Origin of the sequence: Cellulosimicrobium sp. Marseille-Q4280, assembly GCF_943181405.1 — a bacterium.
GTDB lineage: Bacteria > Actinomycetota > Actinomycetes > Actinomycetales > Cellulomonadaceae > Cellulosimicrobium.
Window position 1 is genome coordinate 479,647 of the sequence record NZ_CALPBY010000001.1, and the last position, 19,945, is coordinate 499,591.

Annotated in this window: 16 protein-coding genes; 5 read left to right on the plus strand and 11 right to left on the minus strand. The window is 75.5% G+C overall.

Going from position 1 to position 19,945, the window contains the following annotated elements; translation table 11 throughout:
- Positions 1-13: 13 nt before the first annotated feature.
- The 6 genes from NFS20_RS02140 to pnuC all read right to left on the minus strand — a co-directional run bounded on the left by NFS20_RS02140 (position 14) and on the right by pnuC (position 7,431).
- Positions 14-637: a hypothetical protein gene (locus NFS20_RS02140; protein ID WP_251150091.1), complete on the minus strand. Its 624-nt coding sequence runs from the start codon at positions 635-637 to the stop codon at positions 14-16.
- A complete protein-coding gene (locus tag NFS20_RS02145; RefSeq protein ID WP_251150092.1) occupies positions 627-2,603 on the minus strand; it encodes a hypothetical protein in 1,977 nt (658 codons plus the stop codon). Before NFS20_RS02145 ends, NFS20_RS02140 begins: the two co-directional genes overlap by 11 nt.
- Positions 2,600-3,847, minus strand: a complete 1,248-nt coding sequence (locus tag NFS20_RS02150) for a hypothetical protein (protein WP_251150093.1) — start codon at positions 3,845-3,847, stop codon at positions 2,600-2,602. The genes NFS20_RS02145 and NFS20_RS02150 overlap by 4 nt, the downstream gene beginning before the upstream one ends.
- Positions 3,844-5,451 (minus strand): MoxR family ATPase, encoded by a 1,608-nt coding sequence (locus NFS20_RS02155; RefSeq protein ID WP_251150094.1) that lies wholly within the window; start codon positions 5,449-5,451, stop codon positions 3,844-3,846. The genes NFS20_RS02150 and NFS20_RS02155 overlap by 4 nt, the downstream gene beginning before the upstream one ends.
- 229 nt (positions 5,452-5,680) lie before the next feature.
- Positions 5,681-6,808 (minus strand): AAA family ATPase, encoded by a 1,128-nt coding sequence (locus NFS20_RS02160; protein ID WP_251150095.1) that lies wholly within the window; start codon positions 6,806-6,808, stop codon positions 5,681-5,683.
- The gene (gene pnuC / locus NFS20_RS02165) at positions 6,805-7,431 is read right to left on the minus strand and encodes a nicotinamide riboside transporter PnuC (protein WP_251150096.1); all 627 of its coding nucleotides are present in this window, start codon (positions 7,429-7,431) and stop codon (positions 6,805-6,807) included. The genes NFS20_RS02160 and pnuC overlap by 4 nt, the downstream gene beginning before the upstream one ends.
- Before the next feature lie 107 nt (positions 7,432-7,538).
- Here pnuC and NFS20_RS02170 point away from each other — a divergent pair, with 107 nt between their 5' ends.
- Positions 7,539-7,982, plus strand: coding sequence for an OsmC family peroxiredoxin (locus NFS20_RS02170; protein WP_251150097.1), 444 nt, complete (start codon positions 7,539-7,541; stop codon positions 7,980-7,982).
- 118 nt (positions 7,983-8,100) lie between these two features.
- On the opposite strand, the gene NFS20_RS02175 is transcribed toward NFS20_RS02170, so the two are convergent.
- Together NFS20_RS02175 and NFS20_RS02180 are read right to left on the minus strand one after the other, a co-directional pair.
- Positions 8,101-9,144 carry an NAD-dependent epimerase/dehydratase family protein gene (locus tag NFS20_RS02175; RefSeq protein WP_251150098.1) on the minus strand — a complete coding sequence of 348 codons (1,044 nt, stop codon included), beginning with the start codon at positions 9,142-9,144 and terminating at the stop codon, positions 8,101-8,103.
- Between the two features lie 41 nt (positions 9,145-9,185).
- Positions 9,186-9,857, minus strand: a complete 672-nt coding sequence (locus NFS20_RS02180; RefSeq protein ID WP_251150099.1) for a TetR/AcrR family transcriptional regulator — start codon at positions 9,855-9,857, stop codon at positions 9,186-9,188.
- 173 nt (positions 9,858-10,030) lie between these two features.
- Here NFS20_RS02180 and NFS20_RS02185 point away from each other — a divergent pair, with 173 nt between their 5' ends.
- The 3 genes from NFS20_RS02185 (at position 10,031) to NFS20_RS02195 (ending at position 16,118) form a co-directional block, all read left to right on the plus strand.
- Positions 10,031-10,726 carry an ABC transporter ATP-binding protein gene (locus tag NFS20_RS02185; RefSeq protein ID WP_251150100.1) on the plus strand — a complete coding sequence of 232 codons (696 nt, stop codon included), beginning with the start codon at positions 10,031-10,033 and terminating at the stop codon, positions 10,724-10,726.
- Positions 10,723-12,849: a YhgE/Pip domain-containing protein gene (locus NFS20_RS02190; RefSeq protein WP_251150101.1), complete on the plus strand. Its 2,127-nt coding sequence runs from the start codon at positions 10,723-10,725 to the stop codon at positions 12,847-12,849. The genes NFS20_RS02185 and NFS20_RS02190 overlap by 4 nt, the downstream gene beginning before the upstream one ends.
- 302 nt (positions 12,850-13,151) lie before the next feature.
- Entirely contained in the window at positions 13,152-16,118 is a 2,967-nt protein-coding gene (locus NFS20_RS02195) for an FAD-binding and (Fe-S)-binding domain-containing protein (RefSeq protein ID WP_251150576.1), read from the plus strand.
- A 40-nt stretch (positions 16,119-16,158) separates the two neighbouring features.
- Here NFS20_RS02195 and NFS20_RS02200 read toward each other — a convergent pair whose 3' ends face one another.
- Entirely contained in the window at positions 16,159-17,184 is a 1,026-nt protein-coding gene (locus NFS20_RS02200) for an NADP-dependent oxidoreductase (RefSeq protein WP_251150102.1), read from the minus strand.
- Positions 17,185-17,277: 93 nt separating this feature from the next.
- Positions 17,278-17,664, minus strand: a complete 387-nt coding sequence (locus tag NFS20_RS02205) for a DUF1304 domain-containing protein (protein WP_251150103.1) — start codon at positions 17,662-17,664, stop codon at positions 17,278-17,280.
- Between the two features lie 102 nt (positions 17,665-17,766).
- Here NFS20_RS02205 and NFS20_RS02210 point away from each other — a divergent pair, with 102 nt between their 5' ends.
- A complete protein-coding gene (locus NFS20_RS02210) occupies positions 17,767-18,372 on the plus strand; it encodes a TetR/AcrR family transcriptional regulator (RefSeq protein WP_251150104.1) in 606 nt (201 codons plus the stop codon).
- A gap of 10 nt (positions 18,373-18,382) precedes the next feature.
- On the opposite strand, the gene pdxR is transcribed toward NFS20_RS02210, so the two are convergent.
- Entirely contained in the window at positions 18,383-19,939 is a 1,557-nt protein-coding gene (gene pdxR, locus NFS20_RS02215; RefSeq protein ID WP_251150105.1) for a MocR-like pyridoxine biosynthesis transcription factor PdxR, read from the minus strand.
- Between the last annotated feature and the right edge of the window lie 6 nt (positions 19,940-19,945).

Here is a 19,945-nt window from a genome sequence, read left to right on the forward strand (position 1 = left end):
GTCGGCTCGTCGGTCAGTAGTTCGCGTACTGCGCGGCGGCCTCCTTGGCCCGCTTCTCGGCGAGCTCGCGCGCGAGCTGCTCGGCCCGGCGCGCCTCCTCGGCCATCTCGCGCGCGATGCGCCGCTGCTCGGCCGTGCTCACGGCCGTCCACCGGTCCTGCGCGACCTCCGGGCTCTCGCCCGCGGGCCGCAGCCCGAGCTCTCGCAGCACCGCACGCGCGAGCTCCTCGCGCGCCGCCGGCTCGTGGACCCACGCGGCCGCGGTCCGCAGCGTCGCGAGCTCGGGCACGAGCCGGGACACGAGCCCGACGAGCGCAGCGGGCGTCGCGGCGGCCCGGAGACCGGGGGCGGAGAGCAGGTGCTCGTCGCGCAGGAGCCAGCACACCGTCCCCGCGAGCGCCGCGTAGGGCGCGATCGCGCACAGCGCGTCCACCTCGCGCCGTGGGTCCCCGCGCAGGACGTCGACCGCGTGCGCCCCGGCGAGCATGTCGGCGGTGTCGGCGACGAGGGCGCCGACGACGACCGCGGGGTCGAGCACGTCCGGGGGCGTGTCGGCGAGGCGGCGCACGACGTCGGCGAGCGGCGGCCCCTCGACGGTGGACACCTCGGGCCGCGACCCGGTCTGGTCAGGGGACACGGCGTGCTCCTCCCGGTCGGTCGGCGCCGGACGAGGCACCTGTCGTCGCGCCCCACAGCTCACGTGCGAACGCCCGGGCGAACGCGACGAGGTCGCCCTGGGTCCGCACGGCGTGGACCCGGTAGCCCACGGCGTAGTCCCGCACCTTCTCGGCGTACGCGTCCGACACGTCGAGGACGAGAGTCCCCCCGCCACCAGCGGCGGCGACGGCACGGGCCGCCGTGCTCTCGTGCGGCAGGACGAGCTCGGCGTCGGGCCGCCCGCCCCAGCGGTGGCGGACGACGTCGTCGAACATCGAGACCACGCCGTCGTCGGAGATGACGGCGACGTGGCAGGGGCGCGTGCGCGTCGGCGGGGCGCCGTTCCGTGGGTCGCCGAGGTGGGTGCGCTCGAGCAGCGGCACGGGGAACGACGTCCCCCCGCCGAAGTGCGCGACCACCGCGTCGAGCACCCGGTCCTCGTCGCGCACGAAGCCGTCCGTGCCGGCGATCTGCTGCGGGCCGCTCCACGTCGTGGCCTGCACGCGCGCCCCGGCGCGCAGGGCCGAGAGGGCGAGGACGGCGCCCGCGAGCGCGATCGGCGCGACGCGCCGCGACGGGTCGGGCATGGACCCCGACGAGTCGAGGTACAGGTCGAGGTCGACGGGCACGCGGTCGGGCTCGTCGCCCGCGTCCTCGTCGACGGAGCGTCGCACGGTCGTGAAGCCCGGTACGACGACGGGCGAGCGCAGCAGCGAACCCGTCCAGTCCACCTCACCCAGGTCGTCGCCGACGTCCCACTGCTCGTGCGCGCCGAGCAGCGGCTCCGACGCGCGCACGTGCTCGCGCACGGGGAACGGCACGAGCAGCGGTGCCGCGTGCTCGCGATACCAGCGTCGCGCCGACGCCGCGGCGTCCGACGTGAGCCCCAGCAGCCGCAGCGTCGCGTCGTAGTCGGCGGGCGCGAGGCTCTGGCCGCCCGCGTCGTGCGCGCCGGTGCCGTCCCCTCCCTGGCCGGTGGACGAGACCGACCCGGCGTCCGGCGCCTCGGCGAGGCCGTCGTCCGTGCCCAGGCCGAGGTCGCCGACGACGCGCGGGTCGAGCGCAGGGTGCTGCACGGGCGCGACCGCCCGCGGGTCGGTCGCGAGGCCGCCCGGCACGGCCCCGGCGACCTCGTCCTGCCCGCAGACCACGTGGGGCAGCGAGCTCCGCCGGCGCTGCAGGTGTCGCCGACGCGCCTCGCGATCGCCGTGCTCGGGTCGACCCTGGCTCCGCGCGTCCCGCGAGGTGGCGTCCGGCCCCGCCTCCGACGCGAGCAGCGTGCGCAGCAGCGCGGCGAACCCGGCCGCGCCACCGACGGGGTCGTCCGCGTACGCGCGCACGAGGCGCGCGACGAGCACCGCCTCGCGCTCACCCACCGGGACGTCGGCCGAGGTCAGGTCGCCGCGCGGCAGCCCCCACAGGATCTCGTCCGCGCGCAGCACGGTCTGCATGACGACGCTCGTGCCCGGCCCGAGCGCGCGCCAGAGACCGGCCAGGTCGATCCCCGCGCGGCGCTGCAACCGGTCGTTGATGAGCAGGTCGCTCCAGAGGTTCGCGGTGAGCGCCGCGAGCTGGTCCTGGTCCACGAGCCCGGCGCGCGTGCGTGCGACGAGGAGCGCGCTCGTCGTGAGGTCGCCGGGCGAGAGCACGTGGTGCCCCACCTCGTGCGCGAGGACCGCGACCGCGTGGTCCTCGATCCCCAGCGCCACGACCTCGGCGAGGTCCACGTGGACGCTCACGCGCGTCGTCGAGAACCAGGCGAACGAACCCACGTCCGCCGGTGCGGTGCCCGGGCCGTGCAGGGTCGGCGCGCCCAGGCGCGTGAAGCGTCCCCAGGCGGCGAGCGCCTCGGGCCACGCGGCCTGCCAGCGCCTGCGCAGCGCCCCGATCTCGTCCGTGACCTGGCCGGGGCGTGCGTCGGCTGAGTCCGCCGAGGGCGCGCTCATCGGGTCCACCGCACCAGGAGGACGTCGTACGAGCCGGTCCGGCTGAGGAGCATGAGGCGACCGGACGGGGAGTCGACCGACGCGGAGCCGCTGAGGTCCGCCAGGTCCTCGGCGCGCACGGGTGCCGGAGCCCCGCCGCCCGCGCAGAACATGTCGCCCGGGTCGAGGTGCGCGACCGTCTCCTCGGCGTGCGGGGCGCGGGCGACGAACGCCCCGTGGACGTCGGCGACGAGCGTCCAGTCGACCGTCCCGGCACCGTCGGGCGCGAGCAGGAGCCACCGCAGGCCCGGGTGCCGCGCGTCCGCGCCGACGACGACCGCGGGGGAGAGCCACGGCCCGCCGAACCCGCGGAACCCGCCGAACCGGCCGAGGACGTGTGCCGGGCCGTGGACGCCCCGCAGCAGGACGGTCGGCGCCGCGCCGTCGGTGTCGCCGAGACCCGGCCACCACCACGGGTCGGCGGCGTGCCGGTCGAGGACGGTCACGAGATCGGGGCCACCGACCGTCTCGGCCCAGGCCGGCTCGTCGGTCGTCACGAGCGACAGCGCGGCCCGCGCGACGTGCTCCGGCAGGCGCCGCGCGGCGTCGAGGGCCGCGTCGCGGTAGCGCACGAGACCGCTGCGCCACGCCGCGACGAGCACCGCTCCGCGGACCAGGTCGACGGTCCGCGCGGCGGTCGTGCCGGTCGTGCCGGTCGCGTTCGTGCCGTCCTCCGTGATCGGGTCGGGCGCGGACGCGTGCGCGGCGTCGACGACGCGCCGGCTCCACGCCGTGAGGTCGCCGTGGGACCCGGGCCCGCCACCGACCGCGCGGGCGCCGTCCACGACGGCCGCCACCGTCACCGCGGGCGCGGTCGCGAGCCACCCTGTAAGACGCGGCACGACCTCGAGGACGGCTGCCCGCTCCGGACCGCCGGTGCGCCAGCGGCGCGCCGCCGCGAGCCGTGCGGTGACGTCGACGAGCGCGTCGCACGTCGCGGCGAAGGCTTCCGCCGCGAGCCGGTCGGCGAGCGGCTCGGCCGCCTGGGCGACCTCGCGGACCGCGTCCGCGAGCACGTCCCGCTCGGCGCCGTGCGCGAGGGCGCGGGCGAGCACGGCGTCGTACCGGTCGCGCGCCGCGAGGGCGCGGCTCGCGAAGGCCGAGCTCGCGGTGGGCGCCGCCGTCGCGGTGGCGGCCTCGGGCGACGCCACGACGTCGGGTGACCGGGCGGCCTCGGGCGACCGGGCGGCGTCGGGCAGGGTCACGTGCCGCTCCAGCGCAGCCAGGTGAGGTAGTTGGTGTACCGCTGGTGGGCGTACTTCAGCGCGAGGGCGTCCTCGTAGACGTGCCCGTGGAGCTTGGCGTGCTGCTGCCAGGACGCGAGCACCTTCTCGATGCGGGCGAGACGCCGGCGCACGTCCGCCTCGGGCAGACCCTCCAGGCCGGCGGCCAGCTGGTCGAGGATCTCGCCGACGTCGTCCCGGTCGTCGAGCCCCGTGGCGTCGTACTGGCGGCACGCGGTGTCGAACAGGTCGCGGATCCACGACACCCGGTCGGAGCGCAGCGGCTCGCGGTCGCGGTCGTCGAACGGCGCGGACTGCAGGTCGGGCAGCAGCTTGTCGTGCAGGACGAACGGGAGGACCGCGCGCAGGTCCGCGAGGTCCACCTCGGCGTTGCCGCGGAAGTACGCCATCGCCTTCGCGTACGCGACGAGCGACTGCAGCGCGCGGACGGACAGCCCGTTGAGCGTCTGCGCGCCCACGTCGCCGAGTCGGTCGCGGCCCGAGTCCGCCGTCGCGACCAGGTGGGGGTCCACGCCCGCGACACGTGCCGTGTCCTTCGTCCGGTACTCGAACTGCCACCCCGCGCGCTCGAGCACCTCGAGCTGGCTCGCGAAGAACTCGAGGCGACGGCGCACCGGCTCCGGGAGCGGCACGGCGAGGATCGCGGCGTGCAGCGCGGCGTGCTCCGCGGCGTCGAACACGATCTCCGGCGGCACGTTCTCCTCGGGCCGCACGCGCCGCTCCGCACGCGCGACGAGGTCGCCGAGGAAACGGTTGTTGAACGGCATCGCGTGCACGACGACGTCGATGCGGTCCCGCAGCGCGTCGACCACCTGGTACGTGCCGCCGCCCGCGTCGTCGTTCGCCGTGAGGTACCAGGCCGCGTCGCCCGTCTCGTAGACCTGGTCGTACACCTCGACGTACCCGTCCGCGAGGACGGTGAGCAGCGCCGACTGGGTGCGCGTCGGGATGCGGTTGTACTCGTCGACGATCTTCACGCGCATGCCGAGCCACGACCGCCACGCGACGTCGACGTCGGCGAGGCTGTCCGCCTGCACGAGGTCCTTCGGCAGCGGCGTGCCGAACAGGTCCGAGACCGTGAGCTGCGGGTGCCCGTGCTGCATCGCGCGCCGCACCTCGCGCACCGGGTAGCCCGCGAGCACGCCCATGAGCACGGCGCTCGCGGTCTTGCCGCGGCCCGGCCCGCCGATCATCAGGCACCGCCCGCGCACCGCGAACGTCAGCAGCGGCAGCAGCACGAAGCTCGAGTAGGACTGGTCGCTCGGCAGGTTCAGCAGCGCCTTGGAGTCGCCGAGCCGAAAGCTCGTCTCCGCGGCGCCCGGTGCCGAGAACTCGACGTCGTAATGCGGGGAGATGATCGCGTGGTTGACGACCCAGAAGTACGCCTGCCGCAGCTTCTCGTCGAGCGGCAGCCCGGTGCGCTTCTCGCCGTCGGTGCCTACCGCGTCGGCGACCGGCGTCCCGAACAGGTCGTCGACACCCAGGGCGAACGGGTCGCGGCCGTCCGTCCGACCTGTCGGCTGCGGCCGGGTCGGTGCGGAGGAGACGTGCTCGAGATCGGTCACGGGCCGATCCTGCCATCCCTCGTCGTCGGTCAGCAGGTGGTCCACAGGTCGTCCGCGCGGTGCAGGTCAGCGGGGTTCCCGGGTGGCGGCGGCGGGTCTACCATCCGGACCCTCGTTCCTCGGGTCCTCCCGCCAGACCCACCACGACCCGCCGCCGCCACCCGTCCACCCCGCTCGTCGTCCGCCTCACCTCAGCAGCGGGCATCCCCGGGCCCGGTGCCGAGCGCCCTCAGAAGGCGTCGGTGCCGGCCTGGGGGAGCGGGTCGGCGACGTACCGCGGGGTCGTGAGCAGCGGCCCGACGGCGGCCAGCGCCACGGCGAGCCGGGTCGCCCGGTCACCCCTCACCTCGAACCACGGGACACCGGGGCGGTCACCGTCCGGGGACGACAGCTCCGCCGGGCCGAGGTGGCGGACGACGTCGGCCGGGTCGGCGAGGTGCGGTCCGGTCGCGGCGAGCACCTCGCGGAAGCGGTCCTGCATCGCGTGGCGCACGTGCTCGCCGTCGCGCGTGCCGTCCTGGACGAACGGGATCTCGTCGCCGGTGAGGACGTAGAGGTCGGGACGCCGGGCGGCGGCCAGCGCCTCGACGCCCGGGGAGCGGTGACCGACGTAGCGCTCGTGCCACAGCGTCGTCGCGAGCACGTCGGTGTCGCAGACCAGGAGCGGCATGGGCGCGGTCGCGGCGGCGTCGTCCTCGCGCCGGGCCTGCTCGCGCGCGACGAGGTCGAACTCCGCGGTGTGCCACGGCGCCGTCGGTCCGCCGGGTCGGTCCACGGACCACTCGCGGCCGAACTCGAGGACGGGGTCGAGGCCGAGGTGCCCGGCGAGGTCGCTCGCGAGCGTCGTCGAGCCCGTGGACTCGGCCCCGAGCACGACGACGCGCCGCACGTACCAGGACCGCACGGCCGCGGGCAGCGCCCACCAGTGGGCCGCGGGGTCGGCGCGGACCGCCGAGCCGGACACCGGCAGGTTCCGGCGGTCGGGGTCCACCTGGACCCACGTGGCGTCGAAGCGCCGTGCGAGCTCGACGCCGTACCGGTCCGAGGTGAGCACCGCGTCGACGGGCGGGTCGTCCGGGTCGAGGAGTGCGCGCATGACCTTGACGTGCTCGTCCCACGCGTGCGGGTCGGCGTAGTCCACGGGCGCGTCGTCGAGCCCGTGCACGACGCGCGCCCCCGGGGCCTCGGCGCGCAGCCAGTCGGCGCGCAGCGCGGCGGGGATCGACTCGCGCGTCGACGCGAGCACCTCGACCGTGACGCGCTCGCACCGGGCGAGCGCGGTGCGTACGAGCTGGAGGTGGCCCGCGTGCGGCGGGTAGAACTTCCCGATCACGAGACCGTGGGCGAACTCCCTCACCGGGCCGACCCCGCGTCGTCGGGCACGACGAGACCAGCGGGGACGCCCGGCGTCTGCTCCGGACCCGGCACGCGCCGCGCCGCCGACCACTCCCGCAGGCCCTGGACGCACAGGGCGACGAACCCGACGTAGAGCACCGCGGTGAGCCACAGCCCCTGGCTCGCGTAGAGGCCCACGAGCACGACGTCCGTGGCGATCCACACCCACCAGTTCCCGATCCACTTGCGCCCGAGCATCGTCTGGGCGAGCAGGCTCGACGACGTGGTGAGCGCGTCCCAGAACGGCACGGTCGAGTCGGTCCACGCGGTGAGGACCGCGAAGAGCACGGCCGTGCACACGGCCGCCGCGACGATCCCGACCACCCACGCGGCGCGCGGCGTCCGGTGGACCACGAGCCCGCCGCGGTCAGGACCCCCGCGCAGCCACCAGTACCAGCCGAGCGCGCCGAGCACGAGGTACACGACCTGCAGGCCCGCGTTGGCGTACAGGCCCGTGCCGGTGAAGAGCACGAGGAACACGACGTTGTTGGCCAGCCCGACGGGAAACGTCCACACGTTCTGCCGCACCGCGAGCCACACGCAGGCCGCGCCCGTGACGAACCCCAGGATCTCCTCGACGCTCACGGGCGCTCACTCTACGAGGCCGGGATGCCCGACGGCGCGGGGCCGGGTTACGGTCGGGACGAACCCGGGCGCGTCCCCGGGACCCTCGACGTCGAAGGAGCACCCGCATGCCCACTCGTATCGCACGCACCGCCTGGAACGGCGGCCTGCAGGACGGCCAGGGCCAGGTCGAGCTGTCGAGCTCGAAGGTCGGCACGTACGACGTCTCGTGGCCGCGTCGTGCCGGCGACGACGCCGGCGGCGTCACGAGCCCCGAGGAGCTCATCGCCGCGGCGCACTCGTCGTGCTTCGCGATGCAGTTCTCGGCCGTGCTCGCCGAGGCGGGCGCGACGCCCGTCGCGCTCGAGGTCACGGTCGAGGTGGAGTTCGGCCCGGACCCGGCCGGCGGCTTCAAGATCCCGTCCATCGCCATCACGGTCCGCGGCGAGGTCGAGGGCATCGACGAGGCCGGGTTCCAGCAGGCGGCCGAGACGGCCAAGGCGACGTGCCCGGTCTCGAAGGCGCTCGCGGGCGTCGAGTCGATCACCCTGGACGCCGCGCTCGAGGGCTGAGCCCCGGCGCTGTTCCTCTCGCCGAACCCGGGGTTACCGGGTGCTCACGTCCGTGGGTGCCCGGCAACCCCGGGTTCGGCGCGTGCGGGCGCGAGACGTCCCGGCAGGACGTCCCGCGTCAGCGCGGCACGAGCGGCGGGGTCGACGTGCCGGCGCCGTCGCGGATCCCCGTGACGAGCTCGGCGAGCGTGTCCTTCGCCTCGTGGACCGGTGCCCAGCGCAGCAGCTCGTTCGCGAACGTCATGTCGAGCACGGGGACCCGCATCGCCATGTCGAGCCAGCCCTCGCCGACCGGGACGAGCCGCGCGCGCCACGCTGCCGCCAGTGCGGTGCGCGCCGTGCCGAACGGGACCTCGCGCCACGAGCCGTCCGCGACGACGTCGGCGACGTCCTGCGCGGTGAGCACGGTGGGGTGGGCGACGTTGAACGGGCCGGGGTGGCGCCCGACGACGATGCGCGCGTAGGCGTCGGCGAGGTCGTCGGCGTGGACCACCTGGAGGCGGAGCCCGCCGGGGAGCGGCACGGTCGGGAGGGGCTCGCGGCGCAGGGCGCGCGTCCCGAGCGGGCCGAGGAAGTACCGGGAGATCTCGGAGGCGGCGTCGCGCTGGAAGACCAGGGCCGAGCGCACGCGCGAGACGACGAGGCCGGTCTCGCGGTCCACGTCGTCGAGCAGCGCCTCGACCGCGGCCTTGTCCTCGGAGTACGACGACCCGGGCACGCCGTCGACCGGCCACGCCTCGGAGACGGGCGTGTCGCGCGCCTCGCCTGCGTAGCGCGCGGGGGAGTAGGCGCCGACGGAGGAGGCGACGACGAGGTGCTGCACACCGGCGCGCCGCACCGCGGCGACGACCCGACGCGTGCCCTCGACGTTGACGCGACGCAGGTAGCGCCGGTCGTGGCTCGGCTGGATCGCCCACGCCAGGTGCACGACCACGTCCGCCCCGGCGAACGCTGCGTCGAGCCGCTCGTCCGCGTCGGACGCGGCGACGTCGGCGTAGCGCCAGGTCGCGGCGTCGTGGGGGAAGCCCACGGTGCTCGACCCGTCGGCACGCGGCACGCGCCGCGCGACCGCGACCACGGACGTCACGGCGGGTTCCGTCGCGAGGCGGCGCAGCACCGCCGTCCCGACGTTCCCGCTCGCCCCGACGACCACCACGCGCATGTGCTGCCTCCCGCTCTCGGCCGGTCCCACCTGCCCCGACGCTAGCCCGCCGAGCCGGAGTTCGCGCGGGCGATGCCGAGCACGACGCCGCGCGCGGGCTCGCTGAGCTCGGGCACGAGGACGATGGTGCTCGCGAGCACGAGCCGCTCGATCTCGGCGCGCGTGAGGTCGCTGCCGCCGAGCCAGGCCGCGGTGACGTTCTCCACGAGAGCGACCCAGCCGCCGACGAGCAGGTCCCAGCGCGACGTCGGCGTGGCCCCGACGGTCGCGGCCGTCGTGGTCATCCGCAGGACGAGTCCCGCACGTACCGCGGCGAGGGCTTCCTGGGTGGCCGGGTCGTCGCCGAGCGTGCCGCGCCACAGGTCCTGCCAGACCCGGCGGCGCGACTCGACGGTGTCGAGGAACGCCGCGACGGCGAGCGCCGGGCGGTCGGCGAGAGGACGGTCGTCGGGCGCGACGGTCGCGCGCTCGAGCTCGGCGACGGCCTCGAGCACGACGGCCCGGCGCAGCCCGGACGTGGAGCCGAAGTAGTGGAAGACCAGGGCCCTGGACGCCCCCGCGCCGGACGCGACGGCGGCGGGTGTGAGGGCGTCGAGACCCTGCTCGTCGGCGAGGCGGGCCGCGGCGTCGAGGAGCTCGCGCCGTCGGTCGGCCGGTTCGCGCCGCGTGCGGCCCTGCGGCGAGTGCCCGCCGGCCGTGGGGGACGTGGTCATGGCACTGTTCTACGCGGCTGTTGACTGGAAGTCAATACGGCTCGTACCCTTGTTGACAAGAGGTCAACACGCGACGGCGGGCGGCACCGGGCATGCAGCCGGGAGCCCCGGTGGCGCAGGCGGGCGGAGGCGCGCACCGGTCGGTGCCGTCGCCGCAGGAAGGATGTCCCGAGGTGAAGATCACCCTGACCGGCGTGCGCGTCGACGGGCGGCGCGAGCCGATGCTCGAGCCGGTGGACCTGGCGTGGAGCACGGGCGAGACCGTGCTCGTCGCGGGGGAGCCGGGCCACGGGCACACCGCGCTCGCGCTCGTCGCGACCGGCCGCTTCGCGCCGAGCGCGGGCGAGGTCCGCCTCGGACCCACGCCGCGGGGCGCACGCACGGAGCCCGGCCCCGCGCGGGCCGCCGACCTGCGCGCCGTGAGCGCCGTCGTCGACGTGCCCGGCGTCAGCGAGCCCGACGACGCGCTGACCGTCGCCGCCGTCGTCGCGGAGGGCCTCGCGCTCGCCGGGCGACGAAGCCTTCCGACGGACGTGTCGCGGTGGCTCGCGGAGCACTCGTTGACCACCGACCGGGGACGGCGGCTCGACCAGGTCCCCGGCGTGGTCCGGACGGCGCTCCTCGCGGCGCTCGCGGCCGAGCGCGAGGGCGTGCGGTTCCTCGTCCTCACGCTGCCCGACCGGCACGGCGGCGAGCCGAGCGGGTGGTGGGAGGTCGCGCAGACGCTCGCCGCGTCCGGCCTGGGAGTGCTCGTGCAGTGCTCCCGCTCGTCCGCGCGGGACCTCGGCGTCGACCTCCCGCCCGCGCACGGCTCGTTCGCCGTGCCGCCGGTCGTGGCGCTGCGCTCCGCACCGGAGGTGACCCGATGACCGCCGTCCGCCTCGGGCTGTCGGAGCTGCGACGCCTCGCGTCGGGAACGCTGCCGCGCCTCGCGATCCTCGCGATGGCCCTCATCCCGACCCTCTACGCGGGGCTCTACCTCTTCGCGAACCACGACCCCTACGGCCGCCTCGACGAGATCCCGGCCGCGCTCGTCGTGCTCGACGAGGGCACCACGACGACTGATGCCAAGACCGGGGCGACGACGGAGCGCGACTTCGGCCGCGACGTCGCGGACCAGCTCCTCGACGACGGCGGCTTCGGCTGGGTAGAGACGTCCCAGGTGGACGCCGAGTACGGCGTGCGGTCGGGACGCTACGACGCGGCGCTGGTCATCGGTCCGACGTTCTCGGCGGACCTCGCGTCGGCGGGCGAGTTCGCGCCGCAGCAGGCGAGCCTCACGCTCGTCACGAACGACGCGAACAACTACCTCGCGCGCACCATCGCCGACCAGATCGTCGGGAAGGTGCGCGACTCGATCGCGGAGCAGGTGGGCACCGAGGCGGCGGACACGTTCCTGCGCGGCTTCGCGTCGATCCACACGAACCTCGCCGACGCGGTCGACGGCGCCGGCCGGCTCCTCGACGGGTCGACGCAGCTCCGGGACGGCCTGGTCACCGCGGACGACGGCGCGCACACCCTCGCCGACGGCGCGGCACAGGCCGCCGACGGCGCGGAGACCCTGCGCTCGAGCGTCGGACCGCTCGCGGACGCGGCCGAGCAGCTCTACGACGGCGCGGACCGGCTCGCGACGGGTCTCGCCACGCTGCGCGACGGCACGGCGACGCTCCCCGACGAGACGCGCCGGCTCGCCGACGGCGCGGCCCAGGTCGCGGACGGCAACGCGCAGGTCGCGCAGTTGGGGCAGCAGGCCGAGGACGCCGCCGCCCAGGTTCTCCCGGCGCTCGACACGGTCCGCGACGACGTGGGGACTGCGCTCGACGACCGTCTCGGCGACCTCGTCGACCAGGGCGTCCTCACGCAGGAGCAGGCCGACGCGGTCCGCACGGACGTGCAGGCGCAGGTCGCGCCCGTCCTCGACGCCCGGCGCGAGCAGGTCCAGGGTGCGGTCGACCAGGTGGAGGGCGCGTCCGCGCAGCTCGACCGGCTCGCCGACGGCTCGCGCCAGGTCGCGGACGGCGCCAGCACGCTCGCGGCCGCGACGCCGCAGCTCACGTCGGGCATCGCGACCGCGGCCGACGGCTCGGCGACCCTCGCCGACGGGACGGGGCAGCTCGCCGCCGCGACGCCGGCCCTGGTCGACGGCGTCGGTCGGCTCGCGGACGGGACCGCCCAGGTGTCCGACGGCGCGACGAACCTCGCGGACGGCACGGCGCAGCTGCGCGACGGGTCGGGCGAGCTCGTAGACGGCGTCACCCAGCTCCGGGACGGGCTCGCGGAGGGCCTCGGCCAGGTGCCCGACCTCGACGAGCAGACGCGGCAGGACACCGCCGAGACGATCGGCAACCCGGTGTCCGTGCACAACGAGGCGCTCGCGTCCGCGGGCACGTACGGCGGCGGCCTCGCGCCGTTCTTCCTCTCGCTCGCGACCTGGATCGGCGCGTACGTGCTCTTCCTGCTCGTGCGACCGCTCTCGACCCGCGCTCTCGCGGCGGGGCGCTCGGGGCTCGCGACGGCCCTGGGCGGTTGGCTCACCCCGGCCGCGATCGGCGTCGTGCAGGTCGCGGCGATGTTCACGGTGACGAAGTTCGCGCTCGACATCGACCCGGTGCACGGGGTCGGCACGGCCCTGTTCCTCGTGCTCGTGTCCGCGACGTTCGTCGCGATCCTCCAGGCGCTCAACGTCTGGCTCGGCGCCGCCGGCCAGTTCCTCGGGCTCGTGCTGATGCTCGTGCAGCTCGTCACCGCCGGCGGCACGTTCCCGTGGCAGACGATCCCGCAGCCGCTCCAGGGGATGCACCGGTTCCTGCCCATGACGTACGCCGTCGAAGGCCTGCGCCAGCTGCTCTACGGCGGGAACCTGGCGACGGTCGCGCGCGACGTGACGGTCCTCGCCGTCGTGCTGGCCGGGGCGCTCGCGCTGACGACCGTCGCCGCGCGCCGCCAGCGCGTGTGGACGGTGACGAAGCTCCAGCCCGAGCTCGTCCTCTGACGCCGAGGTACTTCCCCGGTCCGCTGAGGGTCGCACCGAGGTCCGCGAGGTAGAACGGCGGGTCGCGAGGTAGATCTCCCGGAGCTCTACCTCGCGACCTGCGGTTCTACCTCGCGTGGCGGCGTGGCGGTCGGTCACCGGGCGGACCGTGCGACGGCGCGCCGACGGACAGTGCGAGAATCACCGACGTGTCCGCTGAGATCGACGCCACCCCGACCCCCGCCCGGCAGCACGACGGGAACGGCTCGCGGCGGTCCGGCTCCGGCGCCGTCACCGCCGCCGAGGCCGAGCACGCCGCGGCGCTGCGCGAGGCCGAGCGCGCCGCCGACGCTGCCCGCACGGCGCTCGCCGACGCACTGCGCACCGTGACGCGCGGCGACGTGGACCCGTCGTCCCGTCGCCGCGCCGAGTACTCCACGGACGCCTCCAACTACCGCGTGCTGCCCGAGGTCGTGGTGCTCCCGCGGGACGTCGACGACGCGGTCGCCGCGCTCGACGTCGCGCGCGAGCTCGAGGTGCCGATCACGGCCCGCGGTGCGGGGACGTCGGTCGCGGGCAACTCGGTCGGCCCGGGCGTCGTCCTCGACTTCTCGCGGCACGTGCACCGCGTGCTCGACGTCGACCCCGAGGCGCGCACGGCCCGCGTCGAGCCGGGGGTCGTCATGTCGTCGCTGCAGCAGTCCGCGGCGCCGCACGGGCTGCGCTTCGGCCCGGACCCCTCGACGCAGAACCGCGCGACGCTCGGCGGCATGATCGGCAACAACGCGTGCGGCCCGCACGCCGTGGCGTACGGCCGCACGGCCGACAACGTGGTCGAGCTCGACGTCGTGGACGGGACCGGCCGGCGCTTCACCGCCGGGAAGGGCGACCCGACGTTCGCCGCGGTCCCCGGCCTGGCCGACCTCGTCCGCGAGAACCTGGCCCTGATCCGCACCGAGTTCGGTCGCTTCGGCCGCCAGGTGTCGGGGTACTCGCTCGAGCACCTGCTGCCGGAGAACGGCTCCGACCTGGCGAAGGCGCTCGTGGGGACCGAGGGCACGCTCGTGACGATCCTCGAGGCCACGGTCCGCCTCGTCCCAGTGCCGTCCAAGCCGACCCTCGTCGTGCTCGGCTACCCGGACATGCCGTCGGCCGCCGACGACGTCCCGACCTTCCTCGGCCTGAGCCCCCTCGCGGTCGAGGGGCTCGACGCGCGGCTCGTCGACGTCGTGCGCCGGGCCAAGGGCGACGCCTCGGTCCCGCCGCTGCCGCCCGGTGCCGGGTGGCTCATGGTCGAGGTCGGCGGGGCGACCCCCGAGGAGGCGATGGCGAACGCCGAGGCGATCGTCGCGGCGTCGGGCAGCGAGGCGACGCTCATCCTGCCCGCCGGTCCCGAGGCCACGAAGATGTGGCAGATCCGGGCCGACGGCGCAGGCCTGGCCGGGCGCACGCCGTCCGGGGAGCAGGCGTGGCCGGGCTGGGAGGACTCCGCGGTCCCGCCGGAGAAGCTGGGCGCCTACCTGCGCGACCTCGACGAGCTCATGGCGCGGTACGGCGTCGACGGCCTGCCGTACGGGCACTTCGGCGACGGCTGCGTGCACCTGCGCATCGACCTGCCGCTCGAGGCGTCGGGCTCGGTGCTGCGCACGTTCATGCTCGAGGCCGCCGACCTCGTCGCGAAGTACGGCGGCTCGCTGTCCGGCGAGCACGGCGACGGCCGTGCGCGGTCCGAGCTGCTCCCGGTCATGTACAGCCCGGAGGCGATCGCGCTCCTCGAACGCTTCAAGGCGCTGTTCGACCCGCAGGACGTCATGAACCCGGGCGTCGTCGTGCGCCCGCGGGCGATCGACGACGACCTGCGCCGCCCGCAGGCCCACCCCGTGCTCTCGGCGGTCGGCGGTGGGGGTGCCCCGGGCGCGACGGCGCCCGTGAAGGTCTCGAAGATCTCGCGCCGTGCCGGGTACCAGGGCTTCTCGTTCGCGCACGACCACGGCGACATGACGCAGGCCGTGCACCGTTGCGTGGGCGTGGGCAAGTGCCGCGCCGACACCAGTGCCGCTGGTGGGTTCATGTGCCCGTCGTACCTGGCGACGAAGGACGAGAAGGACGTCACGCGCGGTCGTGCGCGCGTCCTGCAGGAGGCAGTCAACGGGACGCTCGTCGGCGGTCTCGCGGCGCCCGAGGTGCGCGAGTCGCTCGACCTGTGCCTGTCGTGCAAGGCGTGCTCGAGCGACTGCCCGGCGGGCGTCGACATGGCGCAGTACAAGTCCGAGGTGCTCCACCGCACCTACCGCGGGAAGCTGCGCCCGGTCGACCACTACTCGCTGGGGTGGCTGCCGGTCTGGGCGCGGCTCGCGACGGGCATGCCGCGGTTCGTCAACAAGCTCTTCGGCATCCGTCCGGTCGCGAAGACCGTGCTCTGGGCGGGCGGCATGGACACGCGGCGCTCGATGACGACGTTCGCCGAGGTCCCGTTCCGCACGTGGTGGAAGCGCGGCGGCGCGAGCCAGGGCGTGCCGGGGCTGCGCATCGGCCAGGTGCCGGGACGTCCCGTGCGCGACGAGCGCCCCAAGGTCGTGCTGTGGACCGACTCGTTCAGCGACAACATGTCGCCGACCGTCCCGCAGGCGGCCGTCAAGGTCCTGACCGCCGCGGGGTACGACGTCGTGGTCCCCGAGCAGGAGGCGTGCTGCGGCCTCACGTGGATCAGCACGGGCCAGCTCGACGGCGCGCGCAAGCGCCTCGAGAACCTGCTCTCGGTCCTCGGCCCGTACGCCGTCAACGGCATCCCCATCATGGGGCTCGAGCCGTCGTGCACCGCGGTCCTGCGTTCCGACCTCGTCGACCTGTTCCCCGACGACCCTCGCGCGCAGGCCGTCTCGCGCGCGACGCGCACGCTCGCCGAGCTGCTCACGTCGGTGGACACGGCACCCGGCACGGACTCCGGGTGGCGCGTGCCCGACCTCTCGGACGTGACCGCGGTCGTGCAGCCGCACTGCCACCAGCACTCGGTGATGGGCTTCGCCGCCGACGAGCGCCTGCTGCGCGACGCCGGCGCGACGATCAAGGTCCTCGCCGGGTGCTGCGGGCTCGCGGGGAACTTCGGGATGCAGAAGGGGCACTACGAGACGTCCGTCGCCGTCGCGGAGAACGCCCTGCTGCCCGCGCTGCGCGACGCCGAGCCCGGCGACGTGTACCTCGCCGACGGGTTCTCGTGCCGCACGCAGGCCGACGACCTCGCCGGGGTGCAGGGCAAGGCGCTCGTCGAGCTCCTCGCCGAGCGCCTCTGACCCGCGGCCGGACCAGGGCCGCCCGGCCGACGGCCTGCGACTACCGCGCCGCGGGGTCGACGCGCACGACCATCTTCCCGACGTTGCCGCCACGCATCATGTCGAGGAACGCGTCGACCGCATGGTCGATCCCGTCGACGACGGTCTCGTCGTAGGCGATCTTCCCCTCGGCGAACCAGCCGCTCATGCGCTCGCGGAACTCGCCCGCGAGCCCGAGGTAGCCGCCGAGCGTGAAGCCCTGCATCGTCAGGCCGCGCGTGATGAGGTTCGCCAGGTTGTCCGGTCCGGGGGCGCGGTCGGTCGCGTTGTACCCGGCGATGGCCCCGCACAGGGCGACCCGTCCGCCGTCGTTCATGACGTCGAGCGCGGCCTCCAGGTGGTCGCCGCCGACGTTGTCGAAGAACACGTCGACGCCGTCCGGCACGAGCGAGGGGAGCTGCTCGCGCACGGGCGCGGCCTTGTAGTCGAGGGCCGCGTCGTAGCCGTAGCGCGACGTGAGGAGCTCGACCTTCTGCGGACCACCGGCGGAGCCGACGACGCGCGACGCGCCGAGCAGGCGGGCGATCTGCCCGGTCGCCGTCCCGACGGCACCCGCGGCACCGGAGACGAGGACGGTGTCGCCGGGCTTCATCCCGGCGATCGCGGTGAGGCCGACGTAGGCCGTGAGCCCGGTCATGCCCAGGATCCCCAGGTGGACCGACGACGGATGGCCCGGGATCTCCGGCACGACCCGGAACCCGGACGCGTCCTCCTGCACGACGTCGCGCCAGCCGTGCTGGTGGAGCACGAGCGCCCCGACGGGCATGGCGTCGACCGTCGTCTCGACGACCCGGCCCACCGCGCCGCCGGTCATCGTCTCGCCGAGCGCGAAGGGAGGGGTGTAGCTCTTCACGTCGTTCATGCGGCCGCGCATGTAGGGGTCGACGGACACGAACTCGTTGACCACGCGCACCTCGCCGGGGGCGAGGTCGCCGTACTCGACGGTGACGGTGCGGAAGTCGTCGTGCGTCGGCCAGCCCTCGGGACGGGTGGCGAGCTGGACCTGGGTGCTGCGGGCGGACGTCATGCGGAGGGCCTCCGGTGGGGTCGGGTGGTGCGGCTGCTGGTGGGTGCGGGCTCGGTCCTGCGAGCCGCGGCGTCGCGCGGCGGGTCGCGGCCGTCAGGCTGAGAGGGCGACGACGACCGCCAGGACCGCCAGGAGCGGTAGCGTCCCCTGCTTGACCGCGGCCGCGCGGTGCGCGCGGGAGGAGAGGAGCAGGACGAGCGCCGCCGCGAGCATCGAGCCGGTGCCGGTGAGCACGAGGGTCGTGCCGACGGTCGTCTCGCCCGCGACGTGGAGGACGACGCCGAGCACGGTGACGATCGCGAGGAACAGGTTGTAGAACCCCTGGTTGAACGCGAGCGACCGCGTGGCCTCGGCCTCCTCGGGCGTGGTGGCGAACGTGGCGCGGGCCCGGGGAGAGGTCCACGCGACGGACTCCAGGTAGAAGATCACGACGTGGAGCGCCGCCGCGGCGGTGGCGAGCACGAGTCCGACGACGATCACGCGACCACTTCCTCTCTGCCGCCGACGTCTGGTCGGCTTTCTGGACTGAGCGTTACACAACATATACTGGACTGCACGGTTCACAAAAAGCGAGGAGCACCCGTGGGCAGGCCGCAGTCGTTCGACACGAGCGCCGTCGTGCGCGCGGCGCGCGCCGCCTTCTGGGAGCACGGCTACGAGGACGCGTCGCTGCCGCTGCTCGAAGGTGCGACGGGGCTGCGCCGGTCGAGCCTCTACCACGCGTTCGGGAGCAAGCGCGGGCTGTTCGACGCCGCGGTGACGAGCTATCTCGACGAGGTCGTCCGCCCACGGCTCGCCCCGCTCACGGTCGCCGACGTGCCGCCGGACGCGGTGGTCGACTACTTCGTCGGGCTGCGCGCCGCCCTCGCCGCGCCGGGCACGGTCCAGGCGGACAGCGGCTGCCTGCTCATCAACGCCGCGGGAGCGCCGATCGGGAAGGACGTGGTCGTGCGCGAGACCGTGGCCGCCTACCGGGCCGAGCTGCGCGCCGCGATCCGGGCCGGCGTCGTCGCCCGCTTCCCCGACCGTGACCCGGCCGAGCACGACCGCGTCGCCGACCTGTGCACCGCGCTGCTGGTCTCGGCGTTCCTCCTCACGCGCGTCGACCACCCGCAGGCGCTCGCGAACCTCGACGCCGCGCTCGACCTGCTCGCCGCCGACAGGGCGCCGGCCCCGGCGTCGGCATAGAGGGGACCCGCTACCTCGCGGTGGCGGCGTCGACGGCGTCGGCGAGCCGCTGCACCGCCTCGTCGACCCGCGCGTCGGCGAGGTTGCCGTACCCGAGCACGAGCGTGGTCGAGCGTGCGCCGGGGGTGACCTGGTAGCGGCGCAGGTCCACGACCGCCACCTCGCGCGCCGCCGCCTCGCGCACGACGTGGGCCGCGTCGGGTGCGTCGTCGCCCAGGTCGAGCAGCGCGTGCATCCCGGCGGCGAGGCCGCTCACGGTCGCGCGAGGCAGGTGACGGCCGAGCGCGGCGAGCACCGCGTCACGACGGGCCCGGTAGCGACGCCGCGCCGCGCGCAGGTGCCGGTCGTACGCGCCTGCCGTGACGAGACGCGCGAAGGCGAGCTGCTCGACGGTGGACGGTCCCGCCGTCGGGCCGGCCGCGCGAGCGACGGCCTCGCGCCAGCGCGCCGGCACGACCATCCACCCGAGGCCGAACGCGGGGGAGACCGTCTTGCTGATCGAGCCGAGCAGCAGCACCCGGTCCGGGTTGAGGCCCTGCAGCGCGGCGACGGGGCGGCGGTCGTAGCGGAACTCGGCGTCGTAGTCGTCCTCGACCACGAGGCCGTCGACGTCGCGCGCCCAGGCCACGACGGCCTCGCGGCGCTCGGGCGTCAGTGCCGTCCCGGTGGGGAACTGGTGCGCCGGTGTGAGGAGCGCTGCGCGGGCGCCCGTCCGTCGCGACGCGATGACGAGCGCGCCCGTGTCCACGCCGTCCGCGTCCACGGGGACGGGCACCGGTGTCAGCCCGGTGCGCGTCGCGACGTCGCGCAGCACGGGCCAGCTCGGGTCCTCGACGAGCAGGTGCGTGTGCCCGGCGGCGGCGAGCGCGGCGGCCACGCGACCCATGCCGTCGGTCGCGCCGTGCACGAGCGCCACGGCGTCGTCCGGAGCGGCCGCGACGCGCGCGCGGCGCAGGTGTCCCGCGACGACCGCCCGCGCCGCCGGGTGCCCGCCCGGAGCCGGCGCGCCGAGGTCGTCGTTCGAGGCCGTCCCGGACGACGAGCCGAGGACGTCGCGCGTCGCGCGCACCCAGGCGTCGCGCGGGACGTGGCGCAGGTCGGGCACGCCCGGCGCGAGGTCGAACCGAGGTCGCACAGGAGGGGGCTGCCTGGCGGGAGGGACGGCGCGCGCGGGTCTACCATCCGCCGCTCGTTCCTCGCGGCTCCCGCCAGGCCCACCACGACCCGCGCGCGCCGTCCCTCCCGCCCCGCTCGTACCGCGCCGTGCCGCGCCCGCCGCGGAGACGCGCGTGGCGGAGCCCGTGCGGGCTTCGAGGAACCCCTCGGCGACGAGCTGCCCGTAGGCCTCGGTGACGACCCACCGGGAGACGCCGAGCGTCTCGGCGAGCTGCCGGCTCGGCGGCAGCGCGGAGCCCGCGCCGACGCGGCCGGAGCGGACGGCGTCGCGGATCGCGCGCTCGAGCCGCTCCACGCGCGAACCCGGCCCGGTGCCCAGGTCGAGCAGAGCCTCCCAGGCGAGGGCCGTCGTCGGGCCCGGAGCCGGAAGATCGGTCTGGTCGATGCTCATGGGATC